A 17,186-nucleotide genomic window follows, 5' to 3' on the forward strand; every position below is an offset into this window, starting at 1 on the left:
CTCAGCGGGACCGGCCGAGCTGGGACAACACCTGCGAGGAGATCAGGTCCAGGTGGTCGAGGTCGTCCAGGTCCAGCATCTGGAGGTACACCCGCGTCGAGCCGATCTCGGCGAACTCCCCGATCCGGTCCACCACCTCGGCGGGGGAGCCCGCGAGCCCGTTCGCCTTCAGTTCGTCCACCTCGCGTCCGATGGCCGCCGCCCTGCGCGCCACCTCCCTGTCGTCCCTGCCGACGCACGCCACCAGCGCGTTGGAGTACACCAGGTCGCCCGGCTTCCGTCCGGCCTGCTCGGCCGCCGCCCTGACCCGGCCGAACTGCCGCGCGGTGTCGTCCAGCGACGCGAACGGGATGTTGAACTCGTCGGCGTACTGTGCCGCGAGCCTCGGCGTGCGGACCGCGCCGTGTCCGCCGATCAGCACCGGCACCTTGGTCTGGGCCGGCTTGGGGAGCGCCGGCGAGTCGGTCAGTCGGTAGTGGGTGCCTTCGTAGCTGAAGGTCTCGCCCACCTCCGTCGCCCACAGCCCGGTGACGATCGCCAGCTGCTCCTCCAGCCTGGCGAACTTCTCCTTGGGGAAGGGGATGCCGTACGCCTTGTGCTCCTCCTCGAACCACCCGGCCCCGAGACCGAGTTCGACCCGGCCGCCCGACATCCGGTCGACCTGCGCGACCTGGATGGCCAGTACTCCCGGGAGCCGGAAGGTGCCCGCCGTCATCAGGGTTCCGAGGCGGATCCGCTTGGTCTCCCGGGCGAGTCCGGCCAGGGTGATCCAGGCGTCGGTCGGCCCCGGCAGCCCGTCGGCGGAGCCCATGCTCAGGTAGTGGTCCGAGCGGAAGAAGGCGTCGAATCCGAGGTCCTCGGTGGCCTTGGCGACGGTCAGCAGTTTCTCGTAGTCGGCCCCTTGCTGGGGCTCGGTGAAGATTCGAAGATCCATGCCTCCATCCTGCACGTTCGAACCGTCGTCAACCCTGTTGGCGCCGGCTGTCTCCCGTCTGCCCTGTCGAGTGAAAGTTCTGCGCCGTGGGGGTCCTCGCACGGCCGTGTCAGTGACTGGTGTCCCTCGCACTCGTTTGCTCGGGCGGAGCCGGACAGTCCGGCCAGCGCACCGACGACCGCTGCCGGGGCGTCGACAGCGACACCGCCCTCCCCCGCCGGGAGAGGCTGGGCCGAGGAGGCCGTCATCTCCCAGGAAGCCGTTCCCGAACAGACCGTTCCGTCCGCGGATCCTACGACGGGGTCCGTGCCGGGTCAGCAGGTCGCCCCGAAGGGCCTGTTGCAGCAGATGGAGGAACTGATGGCGGCGCTGACCGCCGATCTGTCGCAGCTCGACGCCGATCTCCAGACCACCGACGATCGTGCGCACGCCTCCGCGCTCCCGTCCGCCACGGATGTCTCCGGGGCACAGCAGGAGTACCGCGCGAGCCACCGGCCCGGTCGCCCGGAGGACCGCTACGACGGCGACCACGACCGCTCCCACTGACCGGACCCGGGTCATGGCGACCCCGCCGCCGAGTCGGCGACGGCCTGCAATCTGTTGTGCTCCCACACCGTGAGCCGGCGGAGCAGTCCGCGCACCCGGTCGTTCGACTCGTCGGCGGCGTCGATCGCCTCGATGGTCTGCCAGTAGAAGCCGTCCTCGTCCGTGGCGCAGGACACCGCGACGAGGGCCATGCCCACCTCTCCCAGGAGCTCGCTCAGTTCCACCAGCGCACCCCGTGCGTCCGGCACCTCGGTGAGCTGCGCGGCTCTCGGCATCAGGTCGGGCGGCTGCCCCGCCAGGAACCCCGGCAGCTCGGGGCCGGCCGCGGAGAGCGCCGCCCAGTCGAGCGGCCCGCATCCTCGGCCCCCCGCCTCGCAGAGCCCTTGTGCCTCGCCGCGCAGTTCCGGCGGGCCCTTGATCGCCAGCATTCCGCCGACGGCCTGGGTCAGCGCCTGGGCCTGCCACGCCTCCGCCAGCACGTGCAGTGATGCTCCGCTGTGCAGCAGCGCGTGCCTGCAGGCCCTGATGAGTCTCTTCGCGTCCACCAGCCGCCCCCGTCGCCGTCCCGCTCGCTCATATCCCGTTTCCAGTTCACTACCCAGAGTGAGGGCGGAGAGTCGCAAAAGCCAGTGCTATGCGGAAATCTGTGCATACCAAAGCCGTTGTGGATATTGCCATCACTCCGAAGAGTGACGAAGCGCGGTCCGGCCGGGCTGGTGCGAGGGGTCAGACTCCCTTGGCAGGGAAGCGCAGTTCGTTGCGTTCGATCTTCGCTGCCAGCGCCGCCAGGGGGTCGATCCCGAGCACTTCACAGAACTGGAGCAGGTAGGCGAGGACGTCGGCGACCTCGTCCGCGACCCGGTGCGCGGAGTCCGGTTGCTCCATCACCCGGGCGGACTGCTCCGGGGTCAACCACTGGAAGATCTCCACGAGTTCGGACGCCTCCACGCTCAGCGCGGCGGCGAGATTCTTGGGCGTGTGGTACTGCTCCCAGTTCCGCGCCGCGGCGAAGGCCGCCAACCGCTGCTGGAGCGCCGCCACATCGGGACCCGCTTCCCGCTCCGCCCCGCCTCCCTCGGTCCCGGCACCGTGCACGCCGCCCGCACCGCTACCCCGCACGCCGCTTCCGCCCACGTCGCCCCGCAGCCCGCCCTCGCCCCCGTGAGCGCCTCGCGTACCGCCCTGGCCCTGGCCCGCCGCCTCGCTCACGCCTGTCGCACCTGTCATCGCCGGATCGTTCGTCATGGCACCAGGTCTACCACCGTCACGCCGTCCGCCCCGCGTACCGGCGAAGCGTCCGCGACCGTCCCGGTGAGTCTCAGGTGCCCCCGTCGGCACACCTCTCCGGCCAGCTCCGTCAGCGCCCGCACCTGCCGCGCGTCCATGGCGCGGTCGAAGCCGTCGGCGAGCACGGTGAGCGCCCGGTGCGCGTCGGGGACCCCGACCTCCTGTTCGACGTCCAGCACCCGGGGCCCGGTCAGGAGCACCAGCGCGAGCGCCAGGTACCGCAACTCGCCCTCGCCGAGCCGTCCGACCGGCGTCACGCCGCGCGGACCGCGCCCGATCAGCGCCCGTACCGCACCGTCCGGGAGGTCCTCCGCCGTCAGGTCCACGACCGGGCCCGTGCATCCCGCTCCGAGTGCCTTGACCAGGGCATGGTGGCGGTTCGCGCATTCGCCGCCGGTGCGCCGCAGTACGGCGGCGAGGTTGTCGCAGCCACGCCGCAGCAGCCCTTCCCCGGCCGCCGCGGGAGCCCGCATGCGCTGCGGCTGCGGATCGCAGGCGAACACCGACCGCAGCGCGACGAGCACCTGTTCCGCCGCGGCCAGCACCAGGAGTTCCCCCTCGGTCCGGCCGGCCACCCGCAGCGGCAGCAGCGCCGTGGCCATCCGGTCGTCCGGCAACGGGGCACGCGTCACCGGCACCGCCCCCGCGGTGTACCAGGCGGCCTGGACCCTGGGCTGCCGCGGATCGCGCAGCGCGGTGGTCAGGAGTTCTTGTCCCTCGTGCGTCAGGCGTTCGCTGACGACCCGCAGGTCCGGCTCCGCCTGGACGGCGAGATCGAGGTGTACGGGACCGAGCGGTCCGTCGACCGTGCAGCCGATGCGGAAGCCGCGTCGCCCCTGCCCGTCGGCGACCGCCCCTTCCGGAACGCAGGCAGCCGGATCCGTGAAGACCTCTGCGAGTTCCTCGCCCGAGGCCAACCGCGTCAGTGCCTCGTACGCCTTCAGCACCGTCGTCTTGCCGCTTCCGCTCGGTCCCGCGAAGAAGGTCAGCGGACCGAGCGGAAGGACCGCACCGCGATGCGGGCCGAAGGCGGAGAGCCGCAGTTCGGTGGCCGCGGGGCGGTGCGGGCGGACGGGAGCCGCCGGGCGGGCGGTGGAAGTCGCAGTCATGGTGCGGACGTTATGCAGTGCTTCGGCAGACGAACCGTTACGCCTGCAAAGCTTCCTACGAACGGGGGACGACCGCCGCCTCGGCCCCCTCGACCTCCATGCCGACCGGCGCCAGCAGGAACACGTTCCGGTCCACCCGGTGCATGCCGCTGCCGAGCCCGAAGACCACCCCGCTGCTGAAGTCCAGGATCCGCTTGGCGACGTCGCCTTCCGCGCTGGTCAGGTCCAGCAGTACCGGGATCTGCGCGATCAGGTACTCCGCGACCTCTCTCGCGTCCGAGAAGACCTGCACCCGCAGGACCACCATGCGCCGCTGCTCCGCCGCTTCGTACTCCTGCGGCATCGTGCGGTGATCGGCCCTGGACGGCCATTCGTTGCGGCTGCGCAGCGGTACGACCTGGGCGAGCCCTTCCCACTGCTCGTCGGTGACGTCATACCTGCTCACCGGACCACCCCACCCACGTGCTGTATCTGCATCCGGCAATTCTGACGCCCCTCACCCGTACGGCCTACCAGCGACACGGGGCGGGGGCCTTCCATTCTGCAGGCAGCAGTGCGTCCGGCACCGCGCGGGGCGGCACCGGACGCAGGAGGTGCGGTACTGCGGCTGCTGTGGACGGCCGCTACGGGGCAGGGTGCCGGGCGATCACACGCGCTGCCACAGGGCGGGGGTGTTCGAGGGCTCCCAGCCGGGCTGGGCCTGGTGTGCCTGGAGGCAGCGGTAGGTGGCGCCGCCGTACGTGACCTGGGCGCCGGCCGCGTAGACGGTGCCCGCGGACCAGGTCCCGCCGGGCTCGCCCGGTCCGGGGCCCGGGTCACCGGACGTGGTCTTGAGCGTCAGCCCGTAACTCTGGAGGAGCGGGTTGATCGGCTGGTGGTAGGTGGTCCCGCCGGTGCGGCAGTTGCCCGAGCCGCCGGAGGTGACGCCCTGTGCCTGGCTGCCGGAGATGTACGAGCCTCCGGAGTCGCCCGGTTCGGCGCAGACCGACGTGCGCGTCACGCCGGAGATGGTTCCCTCGGGGTACGTCACGCTGGTGTTGTGCTGCTGGATGGTGCCGCAGTGCCAGCCGGTGGTGGACCCGGAGCGGCAGACCGAGGCTCCGACCGCGGCCTGCGTCGACCCGGTCACCTGAACGTTTCCGCTGCCGCTCTTCACGTACGGCGTGGCCGTCCAGTTGGAGTTGGTGGCCACCCAGGCCATGTCGCGTCCGGGGAACGTGGACGCCTGGAAGGAGCCCTGCGCCACCCGGTTGAAGCCGGTGGTCGAAGTGCCGGGACGCCCGCAGTGACCGGCGGTGGCGAAGCCCTGCTGCGTCCCCCGGGTGATCGCGAATCCGACCGAACAGCGTCCGCTGTTGTTCATGTAGTACGCGTCGCCGCCCCGTATGTCGTACAGCGGTCGCGGCTGCTCCGCCGAGAGGGTCGTCCGTACGAGCGAGGAGTCGACTCCGGCGGCGGAGACGAGCTTCTTCGCCGCGTCGGTCCCGGTCGCCTCCAGGGTCACCGCGTTCGTCCGGACGTCCACGTAGCGGACCGGCACGGCCTCGCCCGTCGCCCCGGCGGCGGCCCTGTCGAGCTTGGCGAGGGCGCTGTCCAGCTGGTGCAGCGTGTGCTGTACGACGAGGGCCCGAGCGCCCTTGCGCTCGATGGCCGCCACGTCGGACGCGTCCACCGTGGCCACGGTCAGCGCGGCGGAGTCCTTGCCGTGCACCCACGCCCCGGCGAAGTCCTTCCCGAGTGCGTTGCGCAGCGCCCCGGCGACGGCACCCGCCTTCGCCTCGTTCGACAGCCGTGCGAGGGCCTGCCCGCGGGTGACGCCGAAGTCGCGCTGCATGGCGCGCAGCAGTTCGGGGGACGCCTTGTCGACGCCGAGGGTCTCCGCGGCGGAGGGGACGGCGGGCGCGGCGGATTCGGCGGCGGCGGAGCCGGGGAATCCGGCCAGTACGAGGGCGCCGACCGCGACGAACGCGGCACAGGTCGCCCTGACATGTCGGTGGAGCATGGGGGGGTCTCCTCGTTCTCGGTGTGGGGTACCGAAACCGTAGGAGTCCTCGTATCGCGGCGGGAGCTGCCAGTTACCCCCTCGCTGAAGGTTATGACCCCAGCAGGCGCAGGACGGCGGCCTCCGCCGGGCCGTGGGTGGCGAGAGCGCCCGTCCGGGAGACGGAGCCGAGGGAGGCGAGGGACGGGGCGATGGTCTTCCCCTCGTCGAACAGTTCGAAGAGGCGCGGGTTGATGTAGGAGGAGCGGCAGACGGCCGGGGTGTTGCCGAGGTAGCCGGCGACCTCGCGGACCGCCCGCGCGCAGGCGCGCTTCCGGGCGGCGGGGGAGGCGCCGGCCACCGGTGCGGACACGGCGAGCGCCACGGCGGCCAGTACGGTCGCGTGCCAGGTGCGGAAGTCCTTGCAGGTGACGTCCAGGCCGGCCAGACGGCGCAGGTGCTCGTTCAGGTCGCCGGCGTCGATCGGGTGCCAGCGGCGCCCCTCCCAGTACGCGAAGAGCCGTTGATCGCCGTCGCGACGGCGCAGCAGTGCCCGCAGGGCGGCGCACGCCTCGGCGTCGTCGATGGCGCGGCAGTAGCGGGTGCCGCTCTTCGCCGCGTAGGCGAAGACGACTCCTCCGCGGCGGCCGGTGATCTGGTCGCGCCGTACGGTGGTCAGGCCGTAGGAGTCGTGGGACCGCACGTACCGTTCGTCCCCGACGCGGAAGAAGCCGACGTCGAGGAGGCGGATGCCGAGCGAGAGCACCCTCTCGCGGCTCAGGCCGGAGCCTCCGAGGCCCTTGGCGACCTCGCGTCTCACCTCGGGCAGCACCGCGCCCATCTCCAGGACCCGTGCGTGCTTGGCGGCTTCCTGCTGCTCGCGGAAGAGGGGGTGGTAGAGGTACTGGCGGCGGCCGGCCTCGTCGGTGCCCACGGCCTGGATGTGGCCGTTGGGGCGAGGGGAGATCCAGACGTCCCGCCAGGCGGGCGGGATCACGAGGGCGCGCACGCGTTGCAGCTCGCGGGCGTCGGTGAGGCGCTCGCCACGGGTGTCGAGGTAGCCGAATCCGTGTCCGTGGCGGCGTCGCCGGTACCCGGGGGCCGTGAGGTCGCTGGTCCGTAGCCGCATGTCGTTCCCCTTGCGGTTCGCGGCACGGGGCCGTCGCCGTGCCGGGCCCGTACGGCCGCCCGTGCGGGTACCCCGCCATTGTGGCCGCGGTGGGTGCCGCGGGCCACAGGAGCGGGGGTACGGCGGAACGCGGGCGCGCGCCCGCGGAGCGGCCCCCGGCGGTCCGTCAGAAGGCGTACCGGATGCGCAGCCACGGCGCGTGCGCGGACAGCAGTTGCCGCAGCCTCGCCAGCGACTGCTGTTTGACCTGCGGCGTGTAGCGCACGTTGAGGGCCCCGTTCTGCGAGCGCTTGGTCTCCTGGGCCGCGGGCTGCCACAGCACCTCTTCGGCACGTGGGTGCCAGCCGAGGTTGACCTCGTGCAGGGCCTCGTTGTGGGTCAGCATGATGATCTCCGCCGCCGCCTGCTCCTTCACCCGTTCCGGCAGGACGTCGTCCAGGTGCACGAGGAGTTCGGCCCAGTCCCGCTGCCACCCCGGGCGCAGCACGACGGGCGAGAGGTTGAAGTGGACCTCGTAGCCCGCGTCGAGGAAGTCGGCTGCCGCCGCGATCCGCTCGGCGACGGGGCTGGTGCGGATGTCCAGCAGGCGGGCGTCGTCGGGAGGCATCAGGGAGAACCGCACCCGGGTGCGCCCCTGGGGGTCGAGGCGGAGCAGGTCGGGGTTGACGAACTTGGTCGCGAAGGATGCCTTCGCCGTCGGCAGACCGCGGAACGCGGCGACGAGGTCCGCCGTGTTGTCGCAGACCAGGGCGTCGACGGAGCAGTCGCCGTTCTCGCCGATGTCGTAGACCCAGGAGTGGGCGTCGCACTGGTTGGGCGTCGTCTTGGGCCCCTGGGTCCGGACGTGGCGGCGGACGTGGGCCACGATCGCTTCGATGTTGGTGAACAGCGTGATGGGGTTGGCGTAGCCCTTGCGGCGGGGGACGTAGCAGTAGGCGCAGGACATCGCGCACCCGTTGGAGGGGCCCGGGGCGATCCAGTCGGCCGATCGGCCGTTCGGGCGGGTGGAGAGGGAGTGCTTGACCCCGAGGACGAGGGTCTCGGTCTTCACCCGCACCCATCGCGAGACGTTGCCGTCGTTGCCGTGGAGGGAGGGGATGCGCCAGTGGCTCTCCACCTCGGTCACCCGCACTCCCGGCAGCCGGGACATGATCTGCCGGCCGCGCGGGGAGTCGAGTGCGGCGCGCTCCGCGTAGACCTCCCGGACGTCCAGCAGCCGACGTGCCTGGGGGCTGTCCCGGAACGGCTGCGGCACGGGCGGGACGGGGTCGTCGTCCGGCCACCCGAACAGCGTCGGCTGCTCGGGCCGTGCGGCCCGGGCGGGGACGGGCCCGCCGGGCTCGTCCGGGGCGGGCTCTCCCGGCGTCGGCTCCACGTGCTGTCCTTCCGCGTGACGGCGGCCGGTGCGGCCGGGGAAACGTCGTGTCGCACCCATCGTGCCGTACCGGTGCAAAGGTGTCGTCGCGGCACCACCACGCGCTCACCGGCCGCGCGGCACCCCGGCACGCACCGGCCGTCCGCGGCCCCTCGTCGTCCGCGCTCCCGTCTCCGGCGTCCGGGGGACCTGCCGTCTGCCGGACGCCCGAGGGGGTATACGGCACCACGTGAAAAATCCACCTGACCGGTTCGAAACGTCGGATTCCCCGGCAGCTTCCTCGGGAACGCCGCTCAAGAAGACCCTGACCACGTCGCTGCTCTACTTCTTCATCCTCGGCGACGTTCTCGGCGCCGGCGTCTACGTCCTGGTGGGCCAGGTCGCGGCCGACTCGGGGGGCGCGGTGTGGGCCCCGCTGATCGCCGCACTGTGCCTGGCGCTGCTGACTGCCGCGTCGTACGCCGAACTGGTGACCAAGTACCCGCGCGCGGGGGGTTCGTCCCACTACGCGACCCGGGCGTACGGGCCGTTCACCGGTTTCCTCGCGGGGTTCTGCATGCTCGCCGCCGGCATCGTCTCGGTGGCGGCTCTGGCCCGCGGTTTCGGCGGCGACTACCTGACCGAGTTCTTCACCCTCCCCCTGGTCCTCGTGACGATCGTGTTCCTGACCGCGCTGGCGCTGCTGAACGCGCGGGGCATCAGTGAGTCGACGCGGGCCAACGTCGTCGCCACCGTCATCGAGGTGGGCGGACTGCTGCTGGTGATCGGCCTGGGCGTCTGGATCGTGCTGCGCGGCGACGGGGACCTGGGCAGGCTGACCGACCTGGGCACCGCCGAGAAGGGCCCGCTGGCCGCGCTGCTGAGCGGGGCGGTGCTGGCCTACTACTCGTTCGTCGGCTTCGAGACGTCCGTCAACGTCGCCGAGGAGACCAGGGACCCGCGGCGTTCGTACCCCCGGGCGCTCTTCGGCGCCCTGATCACCGCGGGCGCGGTGTACGCCCTGGTCGGTGCCGCCGCGGCGGCGGCCGTTCCGACCGCGAAGCTGGTCGAATCGAGCGGTCCGCTGCTGGAGGTGGTCCGGGCGGCCGGCGGTGTGCCCCCGGAGGTCTTCAGCGCGGTCGCCCTGGTCGCGGTCGCCAACGGCGCGCTGCTCACCGGCATCATGTCGTCACGGCTGGCCTACGGCATGGCCCAGGACGGTCTGCTGCCGGGCTTCCTGACGAAGGTCCTGCCCGGCCGGCGCACCCCGTGGGCCGCCATCGCCGCGACGGGCGCGCTCTCGCTGCTCCTGGCCCTGACCGGTGACGTGGCCACCCTCGCCTCCACCCTGGTGCTGCTCCTGCTGGTGGTCTTCTTCCTCGTCAACACGTCGCTCCTGGTGCTGCGCCGCGACCGGGTGGGGCACGACCACTTCCGGGCGCCGACGGTCCTGCCGGTCCTCGGCGCGCTCTCCTGCATCCTGCTGGCCACCCAGATCGAACGCGACGTCTGGTTCCGGGGCCTGCTGGTCCTGGCCGTCGGCGTCGTCCTGGGCATCGTCGCGGCGGCCCGGCTGCGCCGCCGGAGCTGAATCCGGGGGCCCGCCGCGGCCGGGTCCACCGGCGACCGGTGGTCCGTCGGTCGGCCGGTGGTCCGTCGGCCGGTCGTCCTCGTACGGTGCGCGCTCGTCGCCGGTCCCCGTCGTCGCCGACCGGCGGGACCGGGCAAGTGGCGTTCGTCACGGGCACGTAAGGCGTGCGGGCGGCATGGTAGCTTCCGGACGCCAGTCAAACACGTGAACGCGACGGTACGCGTGCACGAGTCGGGGAATCCGGTGGGAGTCCGGAACTGACGCGCAGCGGTATGGGTGACGGGCGGGGCAGCAGCCACTGGACGTCGGTCGGTCACGGCCGGGTCCGGGAAGGCGTTCCGTCCGGGTGATCCCGAGTCCGAAGACCTGCTGGCACCCAACCGTCCGCATGGACCCCGCGATCGGGTCCTGACGTTGCGAAGGCCGCCTCTGTGCATGTGTCACGTACCACCCGCTGTTCCGTCATGCTCCTGTCCGGGGCGCTGCTGCTCACCGCATGCGGTTCCGGCTCACCCCGAAAGCCCGCCGCCTCCGGGGCGCAGGCCGTCGCGCTGGACAACTGCGGGCAGAAGACGAAGGTCGACGCCCCGCCGAAGCGAGCCGTCTCCCTGAGCCAGGGCACCACCGAAATCCTGCTCTCCCTCGGCCTCGCCGACCGCATGGTGGGAACCGCCACGTGGACCGATCCCGTCATGAAGGGCCTTGAGCAGGCGAACGCGAAGGTGCCCCGGCTCGCCGACAACCGGCCGTCGTTCGAGAAGGTCCTGAACGCCGAACCGGACTTCGTCGCGTCGTCCTTCGCCTCCGTCCTGGGCAAGGGCGGAGTGGCCCCCCGGCAGAAGTTCGAGGAGCTCGGGGTGGCGACGTACCTGTCGCCCACCGACTGCGAGGGCAAGGACAACAGCGGTGACGGCGACGGCTCACGGACCACCCCCCTGGCGATGGACACCGTCTACCGCGAAGTGCGGGAGCTGGCGCAGGTGTTCGGCGTCCCGGAACGGGGCGAGAAGCTGGTGTCCGAGCTGGAGGGCCGGGTGGCGAAGGCCGTCGCCGGCAGGCGCGACGGGAGAACCACCGTCCTGTACTGGTTCGCGAACCAGGAGTCCCCGTACATGGCGGGCTGCTGCGGTGCGCCCGGCATCATCAGCAACGCACTCGGCATGAAGAACGTCTTCGACGACAGCACGCAGGAGTGGCCGCAGATCAACTGGGAGACCGTCGCCGACCGCGATCCCGACGTCCTCGTCATCGGCGACCTCACCCGCAAGTCGCAGACCGCCGAGTCGGCCGCCAAGAAGATCGCGTTCCTGGAGTCGAACCCGGCGACCAGGAACATGCAGGCGGTCAGGAAGAAGCGGTACGTACTGCTCAGCGGCCAGGCGATGAATCCGACGATCCGTACCGTCGAGGGCGTCGAGAAGGTGGCCGCTGCCCTGCGCGAGCACGGGCTCGCCGGATGACCACCGCGCTGCGCACCCCCCGGGCCCGCTCGCCGCGCTCCGCCGGGGCGGTACGCGGGGCGATCGGCCTGGGCGCCGGGGTGGCGGTGCTCGTCACGTCCGTCGCCGTGGCCCTCACCATCGGTCCGGCGGACCTCGGCGTGGGCGACGCCTGGTCCGTGGTCGCCTCGCGTCTGGGCTGGGGGACGACGGAACTCACGCCCCTCCGGGAGGGCATCGTCTGGAACCTGCGGCTGCCGCGCACCCTGCTGGCCGCGGTGTGCGGCGCCGGTCTCGCCGTGTGCGGCGCGGTGATGCAGTCGCTGCTGCGCAACCCCCTCGCCGACCCCTTCGTGCTCGGCGTCTCCTCCGGGGCGTCGACCGGCGCTGTCGTGGTGATCGTCCTCGGCGTCGGCGGCGGAGCGCTGTCCGTGTCGGGCGGCGCTTTCGTGGGCGCGGTCGGTTCGTTCGCGCTGGTGCTGCTGCTCAGCCAGGTGCTGGGCGGGACGACGGACCGGGTGGTGCTTGCCGGAGTCGCCGCGATGCAGCTGTTCTCCGCGCTGACCTCGTTCGTGGTGATGACGGCCGCCGACGCGGAGACCACCCGGGGCGTGCTGTTCTGGCTGCTCGGATCGCTCAGCGGGGCCGACTGGGCGGACGTGGGGCTGTGCCTGGCCGTACTGGCACTCGCGCTGGCGGTCTGCCTGGGGTACGGGCGGACCCTGGACGCCTTCGCCTTCGGCCAGGATGCCGCGGCAACCCTGGGAATCGCGGTCGCGCGCACCCGACTGGTGCTGCTGTGCGTGACCGCCCTGCTGACCGCCGCCCTGGTCAGCTCCGCGGGTGCGATCGGCTTCGTCGGCCTGGTACTGCCGCACGCCGCACGCGCACTCGTCGGTCCGGGGCACGCCCGGCTGCTGCCGGTCAGCGCGCTCGCCGGGGCGGTGTTCCTGGTGTGGGCCGACACGCTGGCCCGTACCGTCCTCGACCCCCAGGAGGTGCCCGTGGGAGTGGTGACTTCGCTGGTCGGCGTCCCCGCCTTCGTCCTGATCCTGTACCGCACGAGGAGGATGCGATGACGACCGGCGCCAGGACGACGGACGACGGCACCGGACCGGGGGCCTCGGGGACGGCGCAGAGGAACGACGGCACCGGGCCTGAGACCTTCGGCACGGCACAGGGGAACGACGGCGCCCGTTCGCACGGTCCCGGACGGATCGCTTCCGGACGGACGCCCGGCCGTCCCCCCGCCCTCGCCGCCGACCGGGTGAGCCGCACCGTCGACGGGCAGCTGATCCTCGACGGCGTCAGCCTGTCCCCCGCGGCCGGCACCGTGACCGGGCTGCTCGGACCCAACGGTTCCGGCAAGTCGACACTGCTGCGGCTGCTGTCCGGGGTCCTCTCCCCCGCCACAGGCGTCGTCACGCTCGACGGGCGTCCGCTCGGCGACTGGGGCCGTCGCGCCGTGGCACGGCGCGTGGCCGTCGTCGAGCAGCATGCGGACACCCTCGTCGAACTGACGGTGGCCGACGTCGTACGCCTCGGCCGCATCCCGCACCGACGTGCCTGGACTCCGACGAGCGCTGCGGACGAGGAGGCCGTACGCACCGCGCTGGAGCGCACCGGCCTCACCGACCGGGCGGACCAGCCCTGGCACACCCTGTCCGGCGGGGAGCGCCAGCGCGTGCAGATAGCCCGTGCCCTGGCGCAGGAACCGCGCGAACTGCTGCTGGACGAACCGACCAATCATCTCGACATCCAGCACCAGCTCGACCTGCTGAGCCTGGTCGCCGCACTGCCCGTCACCAGCATCGTGGCCCTGCACGACCTGAACCTGGCGGCCATGTACTGCGATCAGGTCGTCGTTCTCCGGCAGGGACGGGTCGTCGCCGCTGGCTCTCCCGCCGGCACGCTGACCGGTTCCCTGATCGCCGACGTCTACGGCGTGCGCGCGGAAGTCACCCGTCCGGGCCCCGACGACCGCCCGCACATCCGCTTCCTGGGCACGGCGGGGCGCCGACCGTGACCGGCTCCGGCCGTCGGTCCGTCGCGCCGTCCCTGCGGCGCGGGGTGGTCCGCCCGCCGGGAGCCCCTCCGCTGCGGGTGCCCGCAGCCCGGGACCGGGCGTGCACCCCCCGCCGCGGCAGCGACGAGGGGTGCACGCGGTGCAGCACCCGGGCGGGGTCGGTCACTTGGCGAGGAAGGCGAGCAGGGCCTCGGTGACTTCCTGGGCGTGGGTCCAGAGCAGGCCGTGCGGCGCGCCGTCGATGACGACGTAGTCGGCCTGCGGGAGCGCCTGGTGGAAGAGGTCGCCGGTGGACTCGATGGGCAGGATCCGGTCGGCGGTGCCGTGCAGGATCAGTGCCGGGACGTCGATCTTGGGGAGGTCGGCGCGGAAGTCCGTGGACCAGGTCGCCACGCAGGCCAGCGAGGCGTACGAGGAGGCCCCGGCGGCGACGTTCCAGCTGTTGCGGAGGGCCTCTTCGCTGATGCGGGTGCCGAGGTTCTCGTCGAGATTGTAGAAGTCCTCGTAGAACGCGGTGAAGTAGGCGTACCGGTCGGCGGTGACGGCCGCTTCGATGTCCTTGAAGATGCCGCCGTCGACGCCGCCGGGGTTGTCGTCGGTCTTGAGGAGGAAGGGTTCGAGGGAGGCGAGGAACGCGGCCTTGGCGATCCGGGCGGAGCCGTACGTACCCAGGTAGCGGCCGACCTCGCCGGTGCCCATGGAGAAGCCGACCAGGACCGCGTCGTTGAGGTCGAGGGTCTCCAGGACCGTGTTCAGGTCGGCGGCGAACGTGTCGTAGTCGTAGCCGGTGGTGGGCTTGCTGGAGCGGCCGAAACCGCGCCGGTCGTACGTGATGACGCGGTAGCCGGCCGACAGCAGCGCGGCGGACTGCTTCTCCCAGGAGTGGCCGTCGAGCGGGTAGCCGTGGATCAGCACGACCGGCTGCCCGGTGCCGTGGTCCTCGTAGTACAGCTCGATGCTGGTCGAGTTCTCCTGGCCAACGGTGAGGAACGCCATGGTGGTTACTGCCTTTCGATGAGAGAGATGTCGGGTGGTGCCGTGCCCGGAGGGGCGTGGGCGCCGAGGTGTGCGACGGCGCGCCGGGGCGGAGCTGCCGCCGGTCAGCGGACGGTACGGGCCGCCTGCTCGACGATGCGGGCGACGGCCTCGGGGCGGGACACGGTCACCGCGTGCGAGGCGTTCACGGTGGTGGTGCGGGCCCCGGCCCGCGCCGACATGTAACGCTGGGCGGCCACCGGGATGTTGAGGTCCTTGGTGGTGACCAGCGACCAGCTGGGGATCGTCTTCCAGGCGGCCTTCGTGGACTTCTCCTCCAGCGCGGCGGCGGCGATCGGACGCTGTCCCGCCGCCATGAGCCCGGCCTTGTCCGCCGGCACGTCGGCGGCGAACTGGCCGCGGAACTTCTCCGGCCTGATGTACACGTCCGCGCCCCGACCGCCGTCGGGCAGCGCGTAGTTGACGGACTCGATCGCCTGGCCGAGGGTGCTGCCGGGGAACTTGTTCGTCAGTCCGAGCGAGCTCTCGCCCGTGTCGGGCAGGAACGCGGCGATGTAGACCAGCGCCTTCACCTTGCCCTCCAGGCCCGCGGCGGCCTGGCTGATGACCGTCCCGCCGTAGGAGTGACCGACCAGGACCACGGGCCCGTCGATGTGGTCGACGACGCTGCGCAGGTAGGCGGCGTCGGTCGACGGGCCACGCAGCGGGTTGGCGGCGGACACCACGCGGTAGCCCGCGCGCTGGAGCCGTTTGACGACGCCGTCCCAGCTCGCGGCGTCGGCGAACGCCCCGTGCTCCAGCACGATCGTCGGACGTATCGGGTGGTGGGACGCCGCACCGGCTACGGCGGGGAGGGCGACGGCGGTCGCGGACAGCCCCAGGGTCGCTGCGACTGCCAGCAGGGCGGATCTGCGGCTCGGGCGGGCCAGGCGGGTGATGCGCATGCGTGTGTCCATTTTCCTTGAGGGGTCGTTCTTTTGACGTCGGTCTGAGGGGGCGGCCCGTGTCGGGCCGTCGGGTGGATGACACCCGGAGTGGGCCTTCTCCGTGGGCGATGCGCCGCGTCGGACGGAGGAGTGGCTGCGGGCTGCGCGCTGCGGCGCATCCGGCCCCGGGCGCCACCCGACCCGGCTGCCGGGGAAGCGTCCCGCGTCCTGTCCTACGAGCGGGGGACGGGTTCGGTTCACCTCGTCGGCGGGCTGTCCGTTCGCGGGTACCGAACCCGGCACGCGGGCGGAACCGGCCACCACGGGCAGGCGGCACTACCGCTTCCGGTCTCCGCGGGAGCCGGGGCCCTCAGCGGGTGGAGTCCAGTACCTCGTAGACGTGCTTGAGGTAGCTGTGGGTGCGCGCGGAGCCGAGGATTCCGTCGCCCAGCCGGTTCATCGTGTACGAGAACGTGACGCGCCGGTCGAGGTCCATCAGGACGATCGAGCCGCCCCGGCCGACCCAGAAGCAGACGTTTCCGCCGGGCAGGTGCGGCATCGTCCTCGGATCGGCGAGTGCGAAGCCGGGGCCCCAGCGCACGGGAACGCCCAGGAACAGGTCGACCCCGTCGGCCTGTACGTCGAGGACCTTGTCCACGGTCTCGTCGGAGAGGAGGCGGACGCCGTTCACCTCGCCGCGCCGTGAGATGACGGAGAGGGCACGGGCCAGGCCGCGGGCGTTGCCGTGTCCGTTGACGGCTCCCAGCTCCGCACGACGCCACTGCGGGGTGTCGACGTGCTCGTCCCGCGCGGGGCTTCCGAGCAGCGTCCTGACGAAGATCCCCTCGGGGTCGAGGCCGTCGGGTATCCCGGAGAGCGGCGACGGGGCCACCAGCGGGGCGATGCGCGGCCAGTCCGCCTGCCGCGCGCCGATCTGGACGTCGGCCCGTGACGGCTTGGCGATCTCGGTGTCGACGAATTCGGTCAGGGAGCGGCCGCTGACCCGCCGCACGAGTTCCCCCACCAGCTGTCCCTGCGTCTGCACGTGGTAGCCGGAGGCCGTGCCCGGTTCCCACCAGGGCGCCTGCGCGGCCAGCCGGGCACTCGCGGTCGGCCCGTCGTACAGATCGTCGATGGTGAAGGGCTGCTGCCAGCCGGAGAGCCCCGAGGTGTGCGCCAGCACGTGCCGCACCTCGATGTCCTGCTTGCCCTGGGCGGCGAATTCGGGCCAGTAGTGCGCGACCGGACGGTGCAGGTCCAGTGCCCCCCGGTCGACGAGGACGAGAGCCGCCAGGCTGCTGAGGGTCTTGGTCGTCGACCAGAGGCTGACCAGCGTGTCCTGTTCCCACGCGACGGTCCGCGCTTCGTCGGCGTGACCGCCCCACAGGTCGACCTCCATGACCCCGTCGACATCGACGGCGAGCGACGCCCCCAACTCCTCGCCGGACGCGAGGTGCGCCGCCAGCGCGGCGCGGACCGGTTCGAACCGGGCGGTGCTCTTTCCTTCGACGTTGACCATGGTTTCCCTCACTCCAGACGACGACCGTTCGCTCACCCAACGGAATGGACGCCCCTCCGGTTCACACATCGCCGCAGGTGGAGGGTTTGCGTCGGCACGGCGCCCGGCGCGGAGCCAGGTGGCGTCCTGCTAATGTCCTGTCCGGTACGGGGGAGGCGGACGACGGGGTCCTCACCGCTTTGGTCATCCGCGTCGGCCGCTCGCTCGGCGGGGAGGCCGTCGCGACGAGGAACGGCCGGATGCCGTGCGTACCGGCAGCCGGTTCCCGTCACCGCGGGAGCGGGCCGCCCGCATGTCCGCAGGACATGATCATGCGTGTGCCCCCGAAAGCGGCAGCGCCGAGCGGGAT

The 17,186-nt window shown here is 72.1% G+C and carries 16 protein-coding genes and 1 riboswitch; of the genes, 5 read left to right on the plus strand and 11 right to left on the minus strand.

All coding sequences use genetic code 11. From position 1 onward, the window contains the following. Position 1 precedes the first annotated feature (1 nt). Positions 2-934 carry an LLM class F420-dependent oxidoreductase gene (locus tag ACQPZG_RS08655; RefSeq protein ID WP_433545255.1) on the minus strand — a complete coding sequence of 311 codons (933 nt, stop codon included), beginning with the start codon at positions 932-934 and terminating at the stop codon, positions 2-4. Between the two features lie 306 nt (positions 935-1,240). On the opposite strand from ACQPZG_RS08655, the gene ACQPZG_RS08660 reads away from it, so the two are divergent. Next, the gene (locus ACQPZG_RS08660; protein WP_433549634.1) at positions 1,241-1,480 is read left to right on the plus strand and encodes a hypothetical protein; all 240 of its coding nucleotides are present in this window, start codon (positions 1,241-1,243) and stop codon (positions 1,478-1,480) included. A gap of 11 nt (positions 1,481-1,491) precedes the next feature. On the opposite strand, the gene ACQPZG_RS08665 is transcribed toward ACQPZG_RS08660, so the two are convergent. The 7 genes from ACQPZG_RS08665 to ACQPZG_RS08695 all read right to left on the minus strand — a co-directional run bounded on the left by ACQPZG_RS08665 (position 1,492) and on the right by ACQPZG_RS08695 (position 8,277). Continuing rightward, positions 1,492-2,025, minus strand: a complete 534-nt coding sequence (locus ACQPZG_RS08665; protein WP_433545256.1) for a DUF6099 family protein — start codon at positions 2,023-2,025, stop codon at positions 1,492-1,494. A 181-nt stretch (positions 2,026-2,206) separates the two neighbouring features. After that, positions 2,207-2,575 carry a nucleotide pyrophosphohydrolase gene (locus tag ACQPZG_RS08670; RefSeq protein ID WP_433549315.1) on the minus strand — a complete coding sequence of 123 codons (369 nt, stop codon included), beginning with the start codon at positions 2,573-2,575 and terminating at the stop codon, positions 2,207-2,209. Between the two features lie 146 nt (positions 2,576-2,721). Further along, positions 2,722-3,876 carry an AAA family ATPase gene (locus tag ACQPZG_RS08675; protein WP_433545257.1) on the minus strand — a complete coding sequence of 385 codons (1,155 nt, stop codon included), beginning with the start codon at positions 3,874-3,876 and terminating at the stop codon, positions 2,722-2,724. 55 nt (positions 3,877-3,931) lie between these two features. Further along, a complete protein-coding gene (locus ACQPZG_RS08680; RefSeq protein ID WP_185026886.1) occupies positions 3,932-4,321 on the minus strand; it encodes a cell division protein SepF in 390 nt (129 codons plus the stop codon). A gap of 201 nt (positions 4,322-4,522) precedes the next feature. Then, positions 4,523-5,878: a carbohydrate-binding protein gene (locus tag ACQPZG_RS08685; RefSeq protein ID WP_433545258.1), complete on the minus strand. Its 1,356-nt coding sequence runs from the start codon at positions 5,876-5,878 to the stop codon at positions 4,523-4,525. Positions 5,879-5,969: 91 nt separating this feature from the next. Further along, the gene (locus ACQPZG_RS08690) at positions 5,970-6,986 is read right to left on the minus strand and encodes a DNA topoisomerase IB (protein ID WP_433545259.1); all 1,017 of its coding nucleotides are present in this window, start codon (positions 6,984-6,986) and stop codon (positions 5,970-5,972) included. A 166-nt stretch (positions 6,987-7,152) separates the two neighbouring features. Next, positions 7,153-8,277 (minus strand): spore photoproduct lyase family protein, encoded by a 1,125-nt coding sequence (locus tag ACQPZG_RS08695; protein ID WP_433549316.1) that lies wholly within the window; start codon positions 8,275-8,277, stop codon positions 7,153-7,155. A 400-nt stretch (positions 8,278-8,677) separates the two neighbouring features. Here ACQPZG_RS08695 and ACQPZG_RS08700 point away from each other — a divergent pair, with 400 nt between their 5' ends. The 4 genes from ACQPZG_RS08700 to ACQPZG_RS08715 all read left to right on the plus strand — a co-directional run bounded on the left by ACQPZG_RS08700 (position 8,678) and on the right by ACQPZG_RS08715 (position 13,396). Next, a complete protein-coding gene (locus ACQPZG_RS08700) occupies positions 8,678-9,931 on the plus strand; it encodes an APC family permease (protein ID WP_433549317.1) in 1,254 nt (417 codons plus the stop codon). 197 nt (positions 9,932-10,128) lie between these two features. Next, positions 10,129-10,319: riboswitch (cobalamin riboswitch) on the plus strand. Positions 10,320-10,395: 76 nt separating this feature from the next. Continuing rightward, entirely contained in the window at positions 10,396-11,391 is a 996-nt protein-coding gene (locus ACQPZG_RS08705; protein WP_433549318.1) for an ABC transporter substrate-binding protein, read from the plus strand. Further along, positions 11,388-12,449 carry a FecCD family ABC transporter permease gene (locus ACQPZG_RS08710; protein WP_433545260.1) on the plus strand — a complete coding sequence of 354 codons (1,062 nt, stop codon included), beginning with the start codon at positions 11,388-11,390 and terminating at the stop codon, positions 12,447-12,449. The genes ACQPZG_RS08705 and ACQPZG_RS08710 overlap by 4 nt, the downstream gene beginning before the upstream one ends. Beyond that, positions 12,446-13,396 (plus strand): ABC transporter ATP-binding protein, encoded by a 951-nt coding sequence (locus ACQPZG_RS08715; protein ID WP_433545261.1) that lies wholly within the window; start codon positions 12,446-12,448, stop codon positions 13,394-13,396. Before ACQPZG_RS08710 ends, ACQPZG_RS08715 begins: the two co-directional genes overlap by 4 nt. A gap of 162 nt (positions 13,397-13,558) precedes the next feature. Here the strand turns inward: ACQPZG_RS08715 and ACQPZG_RS08720 are convergent, their stop codons facing one another. From ACQPZG_RS08720 to ACQPZG_RS08730, 3 genes are all read right to left on the minus strand, one after another. Continuing rightward, the gene (locus ACQPZG_RS08720) at positions 13,559-14,392 is read right to left on the minus strand and encodes an alpha/beta fold hydrolase (protein WP_433545262.1); all 834 of its coding nucleotides are present in this window, start codon (positions 14,390-14,392) and stop codon (positions 13,559-13,561) included. 104 nt (positions 14,393-14,496) lie between these two features. Then, complete coding sequence (locus ACQPZG_RS08725; RefSeq protein WP_433545263.1) at positions 14,497-15,336, minus strand: alpha/beta fold hydrolase; 840 nt, start codon at positions 15,334-15,336, stop codon at positions 14,497-14,499. 352 nt (positions 15,337-15,688) lie between these two features. After that, positions 15,689-16,837 carry a serine hydrolase domain-containing protein gene (locus ACQPZG_RS08730; RefSeq protein WP_433545264.1) on the minus strand — a complete coding sequence of 383 codons (1,149 nt, stop codon included), beginning with the start codon at positions 16,835-16,837 and terminating at the stop codon, positions 15,689-15,691. Positions 16,838-17,186: the final 349 nt, after the last annotated feature.

The sequence above is a fragment of the Streptomyces sp. CA-294286 genome (assembly GCF_050947155.1).
GTDB lineage: Bacteria > Actinomycetota > Actinomycetes > Streptomycetales > Streptomycetaceae > Streptomyces.

Excerpts from the sequence above, each read along its gene's own strand:
- ACQPZG_RS08655 (WP_433545255.1), bottom strand. The coding sequence starts at position 934 with ATGGATCTTCGAATCTTCACCGAGCCCCAGCAAGGGGCCGACTACGAG.
- ACQPZG_RS08675 (WP_433545257.1), bottom strand. The coding sequence starts at position 3,876 with ATGACTGCGACTTCCACCGCCCGCCCGGCGGCTCCCGTCCGCCCGCAC.
- ACQPZG_RS08685 (WP_433545258.1), bottom strand. The coding sequence starts at position 5,878 with ATGCTCCACCGACATGTCAGGGCGACCTGTGCCGCGTTCGTCGCGGTC.
- ACQPZG_RS08690 (WP_433545259.1), bottom strand. The coding sequence starts at position 6,986 with ATGCGGCTACGGACCAGCGACCTCACGGCCCCCGGGTACCGGCGACGC.
- ACQPZG_RS08705 (WP_433549318.1), top strand. The coding sequence starts at position 10,396 with ATGCTCCTGTCCGGGGCGCTGCTGCTCACCGCATGCGGTTCCGGCTCA.
- ACQPZG_RS08710 (WP_433545260.1), top strand. The coding sequence starts at position 11,388 with ATGACCACCGCGCTGCGCACCCCCCGGGCCCGCTCGCCGCGCTCCGCC.
- ACQPZG_RS08715 (WP_433545261.1), top strand. The coding sequence starts at position 12,446 with ATGACGACCGGCGCCAGGACGACGGACGACGGCACCGGACCGGGGGCC.
- ACQPZG_RS08720 (WP_433545262.1), bottom strand. The coding sequence starts at position 14,392 with ATGGCGTTCCTCACCGTTGGCCAGGAGAACTCGACCAGCATCGAGCTG.
- ACQPZG_RS08725 (WP_433545263.1), bottom strand. The coding sequence starts at position 15,336 with ATGCGCATCACCCGCCTGGCCCGCCCGAGCCGCAGATCCGCCCTGCTG.
- ACQPZG_RS08730 (WP_433545264.1), bottom strand. The coding sequence starts at position 16,837 with ATGGTCAACGTCGAAGGAAAGAGCACCGCCCGGTTCGAACCGGTCCGC.